13 protein-coding genes and 1 other RNA gene are annotated in these 18,130 nt (G+C 43.4%); 1 reads left to right on the forward strand and 13 read right to left on the reverse strand.

What is annotated here, in order from left to right; genetic code table 11:
- Positions 1 to 93 precede the first annotated feature (93 nt).
- The 12 genes from msrB to ffs form a co-directional block, all read right to left on the reverse strand.
- Positions 94 to 1,308: a peptide-methionine (R)-S-oxide reductase MsrB gene (msrB, locus tag J5X94_RS01145; protein ID WP_210539467.1), complete on the reverse strand. Its 1,215-nt coding sequence runs from the start codon at positions 1,306 to 1,308 to the stop codon at positions 94 to 96.
- 181 nt (positions 1,309 to 1,489) lie between these two features.
- Positions 1,490 to 2,806, reverse strand: a complete 1,317-nt coding sequence (locus tag J5X94_RS01150; protein ID WP_210539469.1) for an iron-containing alcohol dehydrogenase — start codon at positions 2,804 to 2,806, stop codon at positions 1,490 to 1,492.
- A 212-nt stretch (positions 2,807 to 3,018) separates the two neighbouring features.
- A complete protein-coding gene (locus tag J5X94_RS01155; protein WP_210540021.1) occupies positions 3,019 to 4,683 on the reverse strand; it encodes an ABC transporter ATP-binding protein in 1,665 nt (554 codons plus the stop codon).
- A 7-nt stretch (positions 4,684 to 4,690) separates the two neighbouring features.
- Positions 4,691 to 5,722, reverse strand: a complete 1,032-nt coding sequence (locus J5X94_RS01160; RefSeq protein ID WP_373299613.1) for an ABC transporter permease — start codon at positions 5,720 to 5,722, stop codon at positions 4,691 to 4,693.
- Between the two features lie 50 nt (positions 5,723 to 5,772).
- The gene (locus tag J5X94_RS01165) at positions 5,773 to 6,843 is read right to left on the reverse strand and encodes a microcin C ABC transporter permease YejB (RefSeq protein WP_210539471.1); all 1,071 of its coding nucleotides are present in this window, start codon (positions 6,841 to 6,843) and stop codon (positions 5,773 to 5,775) included.
- Positions 6,844 to 6,950: 107 nt separating this feature from the next.
- Positions 6,951 to 7,730, reverse strand: coding sequence for a hydroxyacylglutathione hydrolase (gene gloB, locus J5X94_RS01170; protein WP_210539473.1), 780 nt, complete (start codon positions 7,728 to 7,730; stop codon positions 6,951 to 6,953).
- 93 nt (positions 7,731 to 7,823) lie between these two features.
- Positions 7,824 to 9,656: an extracellular solute-binding protein gene (locus J5X94_RS01175; RefSeq protein ID WP_210539475.1), complete on the reverse strand. Its 1,833-nt coding sequence runs from the start codon at positions 9,654 to 9,656 to the stop codon at positions 7,824 to 7,826.
- 271 nt (positions 9,657 to 9,927) lie between these two features.
- Positions 9,928 to 11,037 carry a 3-phosphoserine/phosphohydroxythreonine transaminase gene (serC, locus tag J5X94_RS01180; RefSeq protein WP_210539477.1) on the reverse strand — a complete coding sequence of 370 codons (1,110 nt, stop codon included), beginning with the start codon at positions 11,035 to 11,037 and terminating at the stop codon, positions 9,928 to 9,930.
- A gap of 163 nt (positions 11,038 to 11,200) precedes the next feature.
- On the reverse strand, positions 11,201 to 12,079 hold the full coding sequence (locus J5X94_RS01185; protein WP_210539479.1) for a hypothetical protein: 879 nt from the start codon (positions 12,077 to 12,079) through the stop codon (positions 11,201 to 11,203).
- 131 nt (positions 12,080 to 12,210) lie between these two features.
- The gene (locus J5X94_RS01190) at positions 12,211 to 15,045 is read right to left on the reverse strand and encodes a M48 family metalloprotease (RefSeq protein WP_210539481.1); all 2,835 of its coding nucleotides are present in this window, start codon (positions 15,043 to 15,045) and stop codon (positions 12,211 to 12,213) included.
- Positions 15,046 to 15,085: 40 nt separating this feature from the next.
- Positions 15,086 to 15,682, reverse strand: coding sequence for a LemA family protein (locus J5X94_RS01195; RefSeq protein WP_010201928.1), 597 nt, complete (start codon positions 15,680 to 15,682; stop codon positions 15,086 to 15,088).
- 227 nt (positions 15,683 to 15,909) lie between these two features.
- Positions 15,910 to 16,006, reverse strand: an RNA gene (ffs, locus tag J5X94_RS01200) — signal recognition particle sRNA small type.
- 256 nt (positions 16,007 to 16,262) lie between these two features.
- On the opposite strand from ffs, the gene J5X94_RS01205 reads away from it, so the two are divergent.
- Positions 16,263 to 16,979: an SIMPL domain-containing protein gene (locus J5X94_RS01205; protein ID WP_189581806.1), complete on the forward strand. Its 717-nt coding sequence runs from the start codon at positions 16,263 to 16,265 to the stop codon at positions 16,977 to 16,979.
- A gap of 312 nt (positions 16,980 to 17,291) precedes the next feature.
- Here the strand turns inward: J5X94_RS01205 and J5X94_RS01210 are convergent, their stop codons facing one another.
- Complete coding sequence (locus tag J5X94_RS01210; protein WP_210539483.1) at positions 17,292 to 18,056, reverse strand: DUF4124 domain-containing protein; 765 nt, start codon at positions 18,054 to 18,056, stop codon at positions 17,292 to 17,294.
- Positions 18,057 to 18,130 lie beyond the last annotated feature (74 nt).

Here is an 18,130-nt window from a genome sequence, read left to right on the forward strand (position 1 = left end):
AAACATAAAAAAAGGACACTTATCAAGTGTCCTTTTTTATGCAATTTAGATATTTTTAAGACAAAAATACTGTTAGCGCGTAGTAAACCAGCCTTAGCTAACTGGTTTTACATCATCTACCCAGTTGCCATAACCAGCAGCTTCCATCTCAGCTAGTGGAATAAAGCGCATTGCCGCTGAGTTCATGCAATAGCGTTTACCCGTTGGGGCTGGACCATCGTCAAATACATGACCCACGTGCGAGTCAGCGTAGCGGCTGCGAATTTCGGTACGGGTTGAAAAAATACCACGGTCTTCTTTTTCGACGACCACGTCAGCGCTCAACGGACGAATAAAACTAGGCCAGCCTGTGCCAGACTTGAACTGATCACGAGAAGAATACAGTGGCTCGCCCGATATCACATCGACGTATAGCCCGGGCGCTTTATTGTCCCAATATTCGTTATCAAATGCGCGCTCGGTACCCTCTTTCTGAGTGACTTTATACTGAAGGTCACTCAGCGAGTTTTTCAGCGTTTCCTGTGTTGGCTTCACAAATGTCTTTGGATTGAAGCCAGCACTTGCTTTAGTAGTTGATGACTTATTTGATGTTAGTTGCTGTACGCTACTAGCAGTGGGTTTGAACTGGTTAAAATCTAGCTCATAATCTTTGCCATAGACGCTTTCGATAAACTGGTATCGACCAGAATTAAAAGTATAAGCCTTATAGCGTAGCGGATTCTTTTTGTAATAGTCCTGATGATACTCTTCTGCCGGATAAAAGGTGCTGGCAGGAACAATCTCAATCACTACTGGTTTTTCATATACACCAGAGTCTTGCAATGATTGCTTGGCAGCTTCTGCTATCTGCTTTTCTTGGGCATTATTATAGAAAATAGCGGGGCGATATTGCGTGCCTCGATCGACATACTGACCTTTATTATCAGTTGGATCAGCGATTCTCCATAGCGCCTGTACTATACCGTTATAGGTAATCTTCTTAGGATCATAATATACTTGCGCCGCTTCCGTATGACCTGTGCCACCTGCTGATACCTCTTTATAGGTCGGATTTTCAGCACTGCCACCTGTATAGCCAGACACTACTTCTACCACACCAGGAATTTTCTCATAGCCTGCTTCCACACACCAAAAGCACCCACCAGCAACCGTAGCCACTGCCAATCCTGGGGTTGTCGGTGCATAAGGATTAGCAGCAGTAGTGTCTTTCACAGTGGGGCTGGTTTCAGTCGAGGCACAGCCTGCATAAAAAGCACTGCTCGCCATGATTACTAACCCAATGACTTTAGACGGTAATATACGATTCATAACTATCTCCTAAAAGGACTTCATTCAACTATCATAACCTTTAGGTCTCACCGAAGTATTCCTATATTGTTATATATATATGTACAGCACGTCCAATTATTTTTCAAAAAAAGTCTACTACCTTATGGTAATAGACTTTTTTTAATTTATCAGTCGATGATTATAAGCAAACTACAATAGTCTATGCTGCTTTATCGCTACTTTTATTTTTACTAGCACGACCTTCACTGGCTTGCATAATCTTAGTCAAGATTTCCTTGATACCAGACGCTGGCATATAAGTCGGAACTGCATAAGTATCGCTGACTTCTTTTGCAGCAGCTTTAGCAATACTGTCAAAATCACTGGTTTTCATGCCTTTAACCGTTGGATCAATGTTTAAACTTTTGATCAACTCTCGTACTTGGGCGATTAAGTTATCTGCTATCGCACCGTTGCCACTGCTGGCTTGACCATGTTTGACCATGCCTGTCTTCTTTGCCAATTCTGCCAGTCGTTTTTCACTCGCTTTACGATTTAGGTCAAGCACATAAGGCAAAACGATGGCATTCGCGCGACCATGAGGAATACTATAATATGCCCCTAATTGGTGAGCAATAGCATGAACATAACCTAGGCCTGCTTTGTTAAAGGCAATACCACCGTAGTGAGCTGCGATACCCATCTCTTCTCGTGCTTTTAGATCGCCGCCATCTTTATAGGCCAGCGGTAGATAGTGCATGACTGATTTGACAGCTGAGGCCGCATAGTAATCAGTTTCTACACTTGCGTTTACGCTCATCCATGCTTCGAGCGCGTGTGTCAACACATCGATACCAGTATCCGCTGTGATGTGCGCGGGCATACCTTTCATAATAACTGGGTCTATAGCTGCAGCTAATGGCACCATTCTTGGGTCGATAGACAAGGCTTTCTGATGGGTTTTATCGTCTGATACCACTGCACCAAGCGTTGCCTCTGAGCCTGTACCTGCGGTAGTAGGAATGCAATACAATGGCATAGAAGGTTTTCTTGCTTTGAGAATACCGATAAGTTGTCTAGGTTTACAGTTATTACCTTGCGACATTGCAATCATCTTAGCCGCATCAATGACTGAACCGCCACCGATGGCCAGTATCGAGTCACACTTAGCGTCAACTGATTTGCGTAGTCCTTCTTCGACGACCTTAAAAGTAGGGTCTGGCGTGATACCATCATAGAGCTGGTAGCTGATGTTTTTACTATCTAAATAATCGGTGACTTTGGCAGGTATACCAAGCTTATTTAACACTGCATCAGTGACGATAAATACATTGGTACTGCCTTCGTTAATGAGCATATCACATATCTCATCACAGGCAGTCTCACCAACGAATAGCATTGGTCTTCTTATCGGTATCACATAAGAAAAGGCTTTTAGCACTTTGGCTCGCGTTTTGGCAACCGCCAAGTAACCAGCGTGCTGTAATGGATTGTTATTTACTAATTTAGAAAGACTGCTTTGCTTTTTACTGGGCATAAAAAATCCTTTTTTAATAATGCTTTAATGGCAATGATGACCATTTTGATCCGCTAACGATAAGCGATGCCAAAATAGGTAAATATATGGGTCACAAAAATATATCGATAGAGCAAACGAGTGTCTAAACTTATTGTACCACTGCATTTTTTAGGATGTCGCTATTATTATGAACTGGTATGTTCTGATTTTTGAGCCGTTTTTAGTTCCTGTTAAGTGGTACTCGCTTTTAATAACTGCTGAGCATATGGATGCTGTGGGTTATTAAATATACTTTCGGTGTGACCATACTCCACGCATGTGCCTTCTTTTAATACCATAATGTGCTGACACAGTGCGCGTACTACTTTTAAATCATGACTGATAAAAACATAGCTGATTTGCAGTTTGTCTTGGATTTCACGTAGTAAGCTGACCACTGTTACCTGCGTGGTACTGTCCAGCGCCGAGGTAGGCTCATCCAATATGAGTAGACTCGGCTTCATAATCAATGCGCGCGCCAATGCCACGCGTTGACGTTGTCCACCTGACAGCTCATGCGGATAACGCTGCACAAAATCCGCCGGCAAATGCACAGTAGCCAGACTCTCCATGACTGCCTGCTGGCGCGCGACCTTGTCCACGCCTTGTACCAATAGCCCTTCTTCAATAATTTGCATAACTGTCATGCGCGGGTTGATACTGGCAAATGGGTCTTGAAACACCATCTGAATCTGTGAGCGGAACTTACGCAGCTCGCTCTTGGACAATGCTGAGAGGTCTTGCCCATTGACGACTATCTGCCCATCCACACGTGCTTGGTTGCTCAGTAATTGACTGAGTGCGAGTGCGATGGTGGTTTTGCCAGAGCCAGACTCACCGACGATGCCCAGCGCCTGTCCTTTTTGTAACGTCATATCGACATTTTTTACCGCATCGAACCAGTGTTTTGTACCACCGAATAGGCTTTTTTCAATCGGGAACTGTACTTTCAGATTCTTCACTTCTAGTACGCTTGATTGCTTATCTGCATTATCATCGACTAAAGTTAAGGCTTGACCAAAGTCTTGCTGAATAAGCGTAAGGGTATAGTCGGCTTTAGGCTGACTAAATACCGCTGACGTTTGCCCCTGTTCAATCGTTTGGCCTTGGCGCATGACGACGACATCATCACTGTAACGCCTGACTAAATTGAGATCATGACTGATTAATATCATCGCCATATTATGCTGGCGCTTAAGATCATCTAATAGTGCCAAAATCTCGTGCTGCAAAGTGACATCAAGCGCGGTAGTCGGCTCATCGGCAATTAAGATATCAGGCTGCTGAGCTAATGCCATGGCAATCATCACTCGCTGACGTTGACCACCTGATAGCTCATGTGGATAACGGTTCAACTTGTCAGCAGGATCCGTAATATTGACATCATCTAGCAAAGCGATGCTGGTTGCTCGCCATTGCTTTTTTGGCACGCCGCTTAGACGCAGTGATTCGGCAATTTGTTTGGCGACCGTATGTAATGGATTCAATGCGGTCATCGGTTCTTGAAACACCATGCCAATACGCTGCCCACGAATAGGTCGTAGTGCAGCATTACGCCCTTTGTCATTGGCTACCGGTAATTTAGACATGCCTGCTGTGCCTGCCAGCTGAACCGCACCCGTGATAGTTAAACTATCTGGTAGTAGACCTAATAGCGCAAGACTGGCAATCGATTTGCCAGAGCCAGACTCACCAACGATGGCCAAGGTTTGCCCTTGCCGCAGCTCATAAGACAGTTCGTTGACCAGTTGGACGCCTGTAGCAGTTGTGATACTTAGACTATCTACTGTCAACATGAGCTTATCTTGTACACGGTCGAGCTTTTCATTCGACGTGCTATTTTTTTTATTAATCATGGTCATATTAAGAGCGCCTCGGATCAAACGCATCACGCAGCGCTTCGCCTACAAAGATGAGCAATGACAAGATAAAAGTCAAACTAAAGAAGCCTGACAAAGCCAGCCAAGGCGCATCAAGGTTGTTTTTCCCTTGCACCATCAGCTCACCTAGAGACGGTGAGCCGGGCGGTAATCCATATCCCAAAAAGTCCAGCGCGGTCAGAGCAATAATATTGGCCGTTAAGATAAACGGTAGTTGCGACAAGCTTGACGCTAAGGCATTGGGCAAGATATGTCTTAGCATAATCTGACTGTCCGACACCCCAAGATTGCGCGCGGCTCGCACATAGTCAAAGTTGCGGGCGCGCAAGAACTCTGCCCGCACCAAACCAACCAGACCCATCCAGCCAAATAACAGCATTAACCCAAATAACATCGTAATACTGGGGCTGAATAAGCTAACCAAAATAATAATCATAAACAGTTGAGGCATACCGCCCCACACTTCCATGAAGCGCTGCCCTGCTAGATCCACCCAGCCACCATAATAGCCTTGTATTGCACCGACGATAATACCAATTAATGCGCCCGCGAGCGTCAGTGCTAGACCGAACAATAACGATACCCGCATACCATAAAGTATCCGCGCCAGCACATCACGCCCCATGTCATCAGTGCCAAGCCAATTCTGAGCGTTTGGTGCTGCTGGATAAGGCAGACCCAACTCAACATTCGGCGTCTGATCGGCAAACGGAATAAGCGGCATCACATAAAAGCCCTGCTCATCAATCAGCGTTTGCACCGCAGGATCTTTATAATTGGTTTCGGTCTCGAACACACCGCCAAACGTCGTTTCAGGATAGGCTTTTAATACAGGAAAGTAATAGTCGCCTTGATATTGCACCAGCAGTGGCTTGTCATTGGCAATGACATTGGCCGCCATACAAATGACAAATATCACCGCAAAAACAAACAGTGATATCACCCCAAGCCTATTTTGGCGAAAGCGGTTTAGGCGTGCTTGCCAGATAGGGTTCAGCCGACGTTTTTTTGGCATAGAGACAGGAGATGCAGATGAAGGCGTTGAAGGTAATGGATGACTTGACATTAGCGCCCCTCAAAATCAATACGAGGATCGATTAAGTGATAACTCAAATCACTGATTAACTGTAATAGCAGTCCGACCAAAGTAAAAATAAACAGTGTGCCGAATATCACTGGATAATCGCGCTGTTGAATGGCTTCGAAACCTAACAATCCCAAACCATCAAGCTTAAAGATAATTTCAATGAGAAAATTACCGGCAAAGAAAATCCCAACGATAGCAGCTGGAATACCTGCGATGATAATTAACATGGCATTACGAAACACATGCCCATACAACACTTGCCGCTCTCCTAAACCTTTGGCACGTGCAGTAAGTACGTATTGCTTGCCGAGCTCTTCTAAAAAACTGAATTTGGTTAGATAGGTCAAGCCAGCAAACCCACCAACCGTACTTGCCAACAGCGGTAAGGCCAAATGCCAAAAATAATCTTTCACTTTACCAAGTGTGCTTAATTGGTCAAAGTTTTCGGACGTTAGCCCCTGTAGAGGAAAAATATTCCAGTAACTGCCCCCAGCAAAGAACACCAGTAAAATTACTGCAAATACAAACACGGGTATCGCATGTCCGATAGCAAGCAGCATGGCAGTGACTTTATCAATCCCTGAGCCATGATGCATGGCTTTATAGACTCCAAGCGGAATGGCTATCATATAAATCAGCAGCGTGCTCCAAAGCCCAAGCGAGATTGAGACTGGTAGCTTTTCTATGATGAGATCAGTCACCGATTGGCCTTTAAAAAACGACTCACCAAAATCCAGTTGGGCATAGTTTTTTAGCATAAGCCAAAATCGCTCGGGGGCAGACTTGTCAAAGCCATATTGGGCATTGATCGCAGCAACCATCTCCTCAGAGAGACCACGCGTCCCTTGATAAGTGCTGTCATTACCACCTGCACTGCCCGCGCCAATATTACCACCGAGCGCATTGTCTTTTGCACCTTGCTCGATAAGCGCCATTTGCTGCTCAACAGGCCCTCCAGGTGCCGCTTGCACAATCACAAAATTCGCCAGCAATATCAAAAATAGCGTCGGTAATATCAACAGTAATCTTTTTAAGATATAACGACCCATAATGGCAGCTTCCTAAAATAAACAAATATCGGAACAGAAAAATGAGCAGCTAACACTTAGTTAAAAAGCAATGATCTAAAAAACAGCTATCAAAGATGCATGAGGCTTTAAAAGTTGTTTTTCAGCTCACGTAGCGCCGCAAATACCGTCAAAGACTTGTCATCATCGATCGTCACTTTGGATTTAACTCCTGCTATCACGCTCGGTTCTTGTGTGCGTAAAAATACATTTATTGCGCGCTCATGCTCTAGGGTCACTGGTAATGTCGGCACATTTTGTGCGGTTTTCGACTCTGCTTGCGCCAATGCTTGCTGCATCGTTTCGTTGTCAGGCTCAATAGATAGCCCAAAACGTAGATTGCTGGCTGTGTACTCGTGTGCAGGATATAGCAATGTCTCGGCAGGCAGTTCATTTAAACGTTTAAAGCTATCATGCAACTGCTCAATCGTACCAGTAAAAACACGCCCACAACCGCCACTGAATAAAGTATCCCCACAGAAGCAATGTTTTTGCCCATCAATATCCAAGATATAAGCCATATGGCTGGCGGTATGCCCTGATATATCCCAAACTTGTGCAGAGCAGCCCCACGCACTGACTGTACTACCGTCTTTTATCGTTTGATCCTCATCCACTGTATGTTCACTATGTGCGACTAAATGCGTCATCGGGTAGGATTCTTGCAACTCTGCAACGCCCCCAATATGATCGTGGTGATGATGAGTCGTCCAAATCGAGGTAAGTTCTAACTGGTTGTCTTCTAGATAGCCAACGACAGGTTCAGCTTGACCGGGATCAATGACAATCGCTTGCTTATTGTTTTCATTGATTAATGTCCAAATATAGTTGTCGCTAAATGCTTTAATTGGGTGAATACGAATACTCATATTAAATCCTTACAGATGATTGTCTTTATTGCAAATATCTTTTATTGATTCTCTTAACATCAAATAAAACTTCAAGATTAAGCGTCATATCATTTATTGTTTTAAGTACTGATTGACGCGTGCTTCTGCTTCTTTATCAACCCACCAGTAGTCAATACCGACGGCATTGGTTGGCAGTTTTTTAGTATGACGATATTGATCCCAATAGGCGACATTGGTGCCAGATTTACCATATAGCGGCACTAAATAATGCCCTGCGCGTAGCAAGCGATCAAGTACCTGAGTATACAACACAATCTCTTCACGATTTTCAGCGCCGCCCAACGCTGCTACCACTTCGTCGATAGCGGCGTTTTTTATACCAATCGTATTATGATTACCAGGCTCATCGGCAGCAGCGCTGCCCCAAAATGCTGCTTGCTCAGCACCAGGAGACAGACTTTGGGCAAATACATCGACAACCATATCATAATCGAAACGTCGCATACGCTCATAATATTGTGGCCCATCGACTTGGCGCAAAGTCGCATCAAATCCCAGACGTTTTAGATTACGAATATAAGGCAGCAATACACGGCCCATGGTCTCGCCTGTCATCAAAATCTCAATCTGAGCAAGCGATCCATTAGGTTGATACAGTTTCATATCGTTATAATAAAACCCAGCATCTAACAAAAGTTGCCGCGCTTTTAGTAACCCTTCACGGTTAAAGCCGTTACCATCACTGGTGGGCAGCTGCCATTCTGCTAATACGGCTTTACGTTGAATCGGCTCAAGTTTAGATAATAATGGACTTAGCACCTGCATTTCTTGACTAGACGGCGTACCCGTTGCCGCTAGTTCTGAGCCATGAAAAAAGCTCTGCAAGCGCTCATACTGCCCATGAAATAAGGTCTTATTCATCCATTCAAAGTCATAAGCGGCGGTCAGTGCTTGACGAACTCTAATGTCCTGAAAGATTGGGCGGCGCATATTCATGACCAAGGCTTGCATCGGTACTGGGTTTTGACTGGTGATCGTTTCTTTATTAATAAGACCCGCTTTTACTGCTGGAAAATTATAACCCGTTGCCCAATTAGAGGCTTTGTTCTCAGGGCGGAAGCGATATTGACCAGACTTGAAACCCTCAAAAGCAATCTCATCGCTTTGATAATAGACAAACTTAATCATATCAAAGTTATAACGACCACGGTTGACCATCAGATCACGTCCCCAATAATTGGGATCACGTACATAGCTCACCGAACGCCCTGCATCGACCCGACCTAGCTTATAAGGCCCACTACCCATCAATGGCGTTAAGCTTATCTTTTCAAAATCAGCATCGATAGACGACTTTGAAAAGATAGGAAACTGTCCAACCGTCAGTAAGATTTCTTTGTTTTCAGTAGAAGCAAAGACAAATTTGACTTGCTGATCATCAATGACTTGAATGTCTTGGATATCACTTAGATAACTGCGAATGTACATCGGGCCTTTATTCAATATTGCCTCATAAGTCGCTTTGACATCGCGACTGGTCACTGGCGATCCATCCCAAAAACGGGCAGCAGGATTGAGGTGATATATAATCCAACTGGTGTCATCAGGATCATACGTTACCTTGCTTGCCAACTGCGGATACATCGTAAAAGCTTCATTTAGTGAGCCCGTCATCAAAGTATCATATAGGTAATCGGTACCAATCATCGCCACACCCGTGGTCATCCATTTATTGGCAGCATTAAAGGTGCCACGCGCATCGAGCGATAGCGTACCCCCTGTCGGCGCGTTTGGATTGGCATAAGGCATATAAGGCGCGTTGACATATTCAGCAGTACTATTATGTGCAAGCGCAGTAATGGTAATTGGTGTCGCCATACTGGCTGGTATCCAACTCGCCATTGCCACTAATAGGACGGTTTTTAGCATGGTATTTTTTATCATAATAAAGTTATAACAAACCCCTCTGCTAAACCAAATGGATGTATAGAGAATTTACCTAATGACTGAAAACTCATCGCAGCTTAAATGAGACGCAAACAAAAACATAAGCTATCACAACAGCTGAAAATTTTATCATAACAAACTTAGGTTTTTTAACCTAATAGTTTGCAGTGTTAGGTATAGCGCATCATCTGCCCTAAAACAATAATAATTCTCATAAAAAAAGACGCAGCTCATAAGGTTGCGTCTTTTTTCTCAAACCCGTACTGACTTAGGCGTGTTTTTTTTCAAATTCAATCATAAAGTCGACCAGTTGCTGTACCCACTCAAGCGGTACAGCATTGTAGATACTGGCACGCATACCGCCGACATCACGATGACCTTTTAGATGCAGTAAGCCTGCTTTTTCTGACTCTTCTAAGAATACTTTATCAAGGCTACTGTCTGCTAAAGTAAACGGCACATTCATGATAGAGCGATACTTAGGCGCAACTGGATTGTTATAAAAACTGCTGTCATCAATCGTTTTGTAGAGCAGGTCTGCTTTTTGCTGATTAATTTTGCCGATAGCAGCAACGCCACCCTGCTCTTCCAACCACTCAAATACCAATCCCGCCAAGTACCAAGAATACGTCGCTGGCGTGTTTGACATAGACTCTTTGTCAGCTTGATGCTCATAGTTCATTAGCAGCGGACACCACTCGCTTGCCTGCCCTAATAAATCCTCACGGATAATCACAATGACAAGTCCTGCTGGACCGATATTTTTTTGCGCACCCGCGTAAATCATCCCAAATTTTGAGACATCAATTGGCTGTGACAAAATGCAAGAAGACATATCAACGATAATTGGTGCAGCAACGGTTGGCGGCTCAAATATCTGCAAGCCATGAATCGTTTCATTGGCGCAGTAATGGAAGTAAGCTGCATCTTCACTCAGATTCCAATCGCTTTGATCAGGTACATCGGTAAAGTTGCTTTCTTTGCCTGTTGCAACCACATTAGTCTCGCCAAGACCTAGTTTGGCATAGCGCGCTGCTTCTTTGACTGCTTTACCTGACCAAGCACCTGTCGTTAGATAATCTGCGCGCCCACCGTTTAATAGGTTTAGTGGAATCGCTGAAAACTGTAAGCTAGCGCCGCCTTGTAAAAATAGCACCTTATAATTATCTGGAATGTCCATCAACGAACGCAATTTAGACTCAGCTTTTTCAGTAATCGCCAGATACTCTTTACTGCGATGGCTTACTTCCATGACCGACAGTCCACGTCCTTGCCAATCCAGCAACTCTTCTTGAGCGCGTGATAATACGGCAGTTGGTATCGTAGCAGGTCCCGCTGAAAAATTAGGTACACGGTTAGGAGCAGCTTGGGTAGTCATAATCATTATCCTAAATATGATGAAATCATCGTTGTTTGTTGGAGCGTAAAAGTTGCCTATCAAAATTATTTTAAAAGTAATTTTAGTTGTCTTTATTTGCTAATGGTTATTTTATTTATACAAATAATTTACCGGCATACCAATGAGCAATTGGGCAGATAGCTTAACCAGATAATTTCTCCCAAAGCTGCCGCTTTAAGCTGCTATCAGCAAGCATTTCCTCTAACGTGGGCACAGTCGTAAAGTGAGGATGCTCAAGCCCTTCAGGCAATGCGGTTAATGCTGCTACTTTTATCTCCTCGCTACGACCAATCTTAAAGACATATCCAGCAAGACTGGCATTGGCAAGTTCGGCGGTGTCCATACCTTCACAGATAGGAAAAGAGGTAGTCTCACAAGTGATTGATAGCGATTGAGTGATATTTTTCCATAGCTTTTGACTGTCATTATTAAGTGCTTGGATATCAACCAAAATCACCCAATCGCCATAGCGACCACCTTGCAAATCAAATGGGGTGACTTTTTTAAAGCTATCATCACTATTTATATGAGCAATAGGACTTTGCCCGATAGCGGCAGTAGTTTGCTGAGTTATCTCGTCTACGAGAGACTTAACAGGTACGTCACCTACAGCTTTGACACTAGTATCAAAGCTATAGGTAACGGGGCTTTGTTCGTTGGGTTGTTCTATCTCTATATTACTAGCATCATGGTGATAGTGACGAATAGGCTCATCATTGACGAGCGCTGATACAGAATCAGCAAACGATATATTCGACATATCAACGTTCGCAGCAGCATTACCTTGCTGTTCTATACTTGGTTGTTCGATGTTTATATCAGATGGTACAGCCTGAATGCTAGTATTATCTTGAGTGCTAGTATCATCTGTAGGATCAGGAATAATAGGCACAGAGATATCTGCCATATTAGTAGTAGCTGAGCTTGGCTGTACCCATTGATTGATACCCATCATTGCTAAAATTTGACGCTGCTGCATACGATGTTGCAATACAATTAGCGGGTCTTGGATATCACTCATTCGACTCTACTATCCTACTTATCTTAAATGGGTTTACAGATTTTTAATGCTAAAAACACGTTAAAAAAGAGTTTCAAACATCTCGCTCTTTGTCAGCCGCATAGACATAGCGCTTCAATCAATTCAATTTATTAGAAAAGCTGCCGAACGCCTAGCCAATGCTCTGCTAGTAGCATCAAGCAATCGTGCTCATCTTGACTGACTATCGTATCGTGTAACATCACCGTATGCAATGTACTCAGCCATTGCCGATATTCATTATAATCTATTTGACTGCTATCCTGTTGCTTCTCTCGATAATTATCCTCAATCTGAGTATCTGTGATGGACACCCTAGAGGTGGATTTTTGAAAGCTAGGTACAGCGTCAATGATGGCCAGTAGCTGGACGCTATTCAAACCTTGTGCCGTCAATAATAGCCATTGCAAATTTGCATCACTGACTTCGGTCAAAGTAATGTCAATCAAGCGCGCATGTCGTCTCAAATCCACAATATAGTGGGCAACACTGTCATCATTATAACCAAATAGCGAGCTATCTAGCCTCGATATCATTTGACCTTTGACATCTTTCGTTAAGCGATAAGCCAACAAAGTAAGCATCGTTGTATCAGAAGCCCTAAGACCATCAAACACCTGACCTGACGGATCAAGCTGAGCAACGATACTGTCCGTGCCAGCCTGCAATGTTTGCTGCCATGCAGTCTGTCTATCTGTACTTTTATCATTTAAAACTTTAGACAATATCGGCAACAGTTTCTGTAAATGCAGCGCCTGCCATAGCGATAAAATCGATGGTACTTGAGACACTGCATTCTCTGAGTGGGTGAATCCTGACTTAGCTGTATCAGCAGAACCATCATCATTGACGATACTATCAGCAAAATTTTGGCTTAAATCAGCCGTCAAGCAGCCCTGAAATAACTCAAATATGCCCTGCTGATAGCGCAACAACATCGTACGGCACTTTTTTTTCTGGACATAATGCTGGTAACTTTGATTGCTATGGCTGCTCTCATGCTTCAGACGTAGCTCTGCAATCACGCTTTCTGATAGGTCGTGCTGACTCAAGTTCTTTATGGCAGTCGTGATTAGAACACTGTCCAATCGTCGATCAACACTCGCCACGGTTTCTATCAATTTATGGTCGATGGCATGCGGTAGAATTTGCGATTGGCAATTATTATCGGCTTTGTTAGTAGAAATCTCGTACCAAATGTCAACCAAGTCATAAGTACTTGTCGTTGCTAGAGCTAGAGCTTGACCCTGATGACAAAGCATCACAGCTTCGATCAATGCTTGTGCGCCTAAAGGATGATGACTGTGATCAAGAATGTACTGTGGCAATGAGATTTTTTGCATATCATCAGTGCTAATGAGCGCTGCCAATGGCAAATCGCTATCAGGTTTTGCCTGCCAAGGTTTTAATAGTTGATGAGTGCCAGCATCTTGCGACTTTACCTGCAACCGTCCATCAATGATTACATCTTCTGCTACAACAAAATCTAGCCCTTTTTCTTCTTCTTTCTCTACTCGACTATCCAAGGCTTGAGTAGAGAGTGGTTCTGCGTAGAGCGATTGTTTGTTAGCATTTTCCTTTTTATTAATGCTTAGGCTATTTTCTTTTACTTTCCCCACATCCCCGAGTCGACGCTGCTCATATATTTCTTTTATTTTTTGCTGATTTATCTGTTTATCTTTAGCGACTTGTACCGAAAATTGATGATACGCATCAGCATTAATAGCACCCATACGCTCAGTCAAGCTTGGATGGGTAGCAAACCATGACACATCGCCCAAATCCGCCCCACTACTGGCAAAGAAAAAATGACTGAGTCCATTGATATCAGCGATGCCAGATAGACGCGAGCCAAGTGAGTCTTGATGGATGGCTTTTAAGGTTTCTACAATCGCCGGCGAACGTGTCAATTGCACGCTAGTGGCATCAGCAAGTAGCTCACGCTGGCGGTTGAAGCTGTGCTTAATCAACTGAGCACTTGCCATACTAGAGAAGCTCAAGCCATGTAATAACAATGTCCAAACACTACGCGGTGCTTGACGATCTATCACAGGTCTATTTTGCACCCATTTCGACTGACGCTTGGCTGAGGACTGCTTTTGTTGTGGTTGCTGCTGCCAGTAAGCGACCCACTCACTATGCGTGGTAAAACTGGCGGTTTGCGCCTCGGTACTGCGTGCAAAATTATCAACTTGTCTCTGTGATAGAGACTGATGGGAAGTGATATCAGTATCAAAGGAACGATGATTGGAAATTGGATCACTCCAGTCATATAGTATTTGCAAGCCTGCCAATATCACCATCAGCTGTAGATTGAAGGTGGCATCACCATGCAGTATATGACCATATTCATGACCAATGAGACCATACAACGCTTCATCAGACAATTTATCTAGCGCGCCTTGGGTAACGACCAGCACCATATCTTGGCTATGACGACCAGCGACGAAGCCATTGATACCCTGCTCATCAGGTAATACATATAAGATCGGTGTATTCAAGCCCGAGGCAATCGCCAACTGCTGGGCAATTTCACTATAACGACGATAGACTGGTGGAAAGTCACGCTCATCACGCACGGCTATATGGCGTGAACTATAGCGAACTTTCTCCTTAGTTTCGTGTTGATGCGCGACCCCGTGGCTGTGCTCCCATGCTTCTTGACTATTATCGATGAACAGCCTAACCGCTCCTATTCGCTGAGCAATAGCGCGGCCACCTGCTCTCAGGCGGCGATACTCTAAGAAACTACCACCAATGAAACTACCTAATATCAAGATAATGACCAGAACCAATACCCAGTGAGATATACCGCCCGTAAATACAGTTAATAGTAGCCCCATGACAGCCAGTCCTACCGCCATATGAGCAAGTACAATCAGCAAAAAAAGCCCATAAAGGAATAGACTGCGCCGCGTACGTATCCGCTGTTCACCGAAAAAATCCATCAGTTTAGGCTGCCTAAAGTTCACCAAATTTATCTAAACCTCAGCCCATATTGACAATCGGTGCCTGAGCAATCGCTTCTCTATCTTCGAACACTAAAGGACTGAGTGGACGAAAGCCAAAAGTCGTACTGACGAGGTTATTGGGGAATATTTCGCGGTCGTTATTATAAAACATCACGCTATCATTATAATGCTGACGAGCAAAACCAATACGATTTTCCGTATTGGTTAACTCGTCCATTAATTCCTTGATCATACTATCGGCTTTTAGCTCAGGGTATGCTTCAACGACAGCAGAAAACTGACTCAACGCTTTAGACAACATACCTTCTGCTTTTGCAAATAGCGCCATATGATCAAGCGATTCTGGCTGATGCTTATTAGAGTCTTGTAGCTCTTGAGCATGATTACGCGCACTGATGACGCGAGTAAGTGTTTCTTGTTCATGGCTCAAATAACGCTTGGCTGTTTCGACCAAATTAGGAATCAAATCATGACGACGTTTAAGCTGTACATCTATCTGTGCAAAACCATTCTTTGCTTGGTTACGTGCGCGTACCAGCTTATTAAATATCGTGATGCCAAAGACTACTGCCAACACTACAATAATAATGAATAGCCAAACAAACATCTTCATAATCGAACCCCAGAGTGTCTAGAATGTTAATAAAAGTTAATACATTGTATTTTAACCTATATTAATCAATGAAGCTTTGAAATTAAAGAAATTAAAGAAATTAAAAAGTAAATCGAATGAAATTTTGGACAAAAAAAAGCCCTTTACAATGAAGGGCTTAATACATCATAAAAGCGTCTTTGATACTTCGTCAAAACTAATATCAAATTTTAGGCAAAAAAAAGCGACTCCATCAGCACATCCTCGGCACACATCATAACTATTACCGTTGCTACCTTCCGGTCCTGGCGGGATTCATAGAACAATGTTGCGAGGCTACCAATGGAGCCACCAGATGCAAATTATACAAGGATTTTTTAATTTTACAACCCCTATCTTAAAACTGTTTGTTTTAGACGGGAAAATGACCCTGTAACTTAAGTCAGCAACTTAGCCCAGTAACTTAGGTCACAAAATTCTCACAGCAACTCACAGAAATTTTGCTATTTTAGTGAATGAAGTTGCACACATATCAATATTTAGAAAATAAGAGGTACAGCTTCTCATATAAAGACCATTAAAATAAACTTAGGAGATAATAATGAAAAATACTTTACTTAATAAAGCAGCACTGGCTTCTGGTACGGTTTGTCTCATGACCGCAATGATGGGTAGTGCCCATGCAGAGCCAACAGGCTATGACCAGCTAACGTTTCAAACAGAAGTAAAAGAAGAGATCCAAAACGATGAAGTAAGAGCCAGCTTGTACAAAAAAGCACAGGCAGCAGATTCTAAAACTCTAGCCACAACGCTCAATACATCCATTAATAATGCTATGAAAATTGCCAAGCGCTACCCTAGCGTCACTGTCAGCACCGGACAGCAACGCACTTATCCACGCTATGACAAAAACGACAAAATCATTGGCTGGACAGGTCAGGCAAATATAGATTTGAAGAGTACAGATTTCTCAGCGACCAGCCAGCTCATTGCTGATTTACAAGAAACATTGGTTATGGACAATCTGAACTTTGGTGTCTCGGATACCAAAAAAGATGCTTTAGAGCAAAAGCTAATGACCGAAGCCTCTCGCGCTTTTCAACAGCAAGCCAAGAGCCTCACCCGTGCTTGGGACGCTCGTGGCTACCGCGTCGTTAATGTTAACCTGAATACAGGTAGCAACTATCCACGTCCAATGTATAGCGCCATGAGTATGAAATCAGGAATGGCAGACGAGGCAGTGCCAAGCCAAAGCTTTGAATCTGGTAATAGTACTGTATCAGTCACTGCTAACGGTACCATTGAGCTGACTAAATAATTGAGCAAAGTTCGTCCAATGTAAGATGACTGAACAAAAATAAAGGAGCATTCACTTATCACAGTGACTGCTCCTTTTTTAAATTCTCAACAACAAAATAGCTTAAATAGTTTTATTACTCTAGGGCGTGTCTTCATTTCAAAAATGGCGATAAAAATGCGATAAATTGCCGTCAAACAAGAAAAATAGCGTAGATAATATCGGGATATTAACCAGCTATTTGACGATGTTTGGCAAGATTTAGCCATTTTTAGCCCATTTAGATGACTATCGATTGAATTGAAGACACGCCCTAATCAGCACCTATACAGATTATTTGGTAAAAGCATCGTTAGCGATAGATTGACTGCTCTGTACTTTTTGTAGACTACCGTCCTGTTGGCGCAGTTTTAACATCACTTTTTGATGCCAAGGTAAATTCTGATAAGCCAAAAGCTGTTTTGCAATCTTCTTATTGTTTTGCAAAGTTGTATTGTTTTGAATCACATAAACCGTGCGCGCGGCTTGTTGCAGCGTTTGACCTTTCACGCTTTGAATGACCGCCGTTATCGTATGAGCGCCTGGCAACGCATCTATCGTAGCAATCGTCGCATTTAGACCTTGAGCGACTTCGTTGCCGTCAAAATAAATACGGACACTATCACCTGCTTGCAGCGCAGGCTTAATTTGTAGTGCTACATTAATACTTTGCGCTGGACGCCGATAAGCACGTTCTTCGCTGGGCTCAGTGATAGCCAGTTGATAGTTGATTGGTGCTTTGACCGTTGCATCGTTGGTAGCAGGTATAGAGGCGGTTTGCGTGGCATTCGTAGCAGTCTGATTATCTCTAGTGCTATTATTTGAGCCACTCGTTTCATTACCTGTCGTCACTGTCGTCTGACTGACTTGTTTACCCACCTGCTGCTCATAGCTTTGCGGGCGATCAGTGAAGGTCACCTGACCTGTTTGCTCGTCGACCACTTTATAAATGGGTGCAGCATTTGCTAAAGGCGCACAGAGACTGGCTATGGCAGTGATCGTCAATAGCCCTACCTTCGCATGGCCTTTCGAAACATTCAGTTTTGATGATGAAATCATAGTCAGTCAACCTAATTAGTGTCTACTATTAATATACTTTTACAGTAACCATTATGCGATACTTTCAAGTCGAA

It is taken from the genome of Psychrobacter sp. K31L (assembly GCF_017942195.1).
GTDB classification, from domain to species: Bacteria; Pseudomonadota; Gammaproteobacteria; order Pseudomonadales; family Moraxellaceae; genus Psychrobacter; species Psychrobacter glaciei.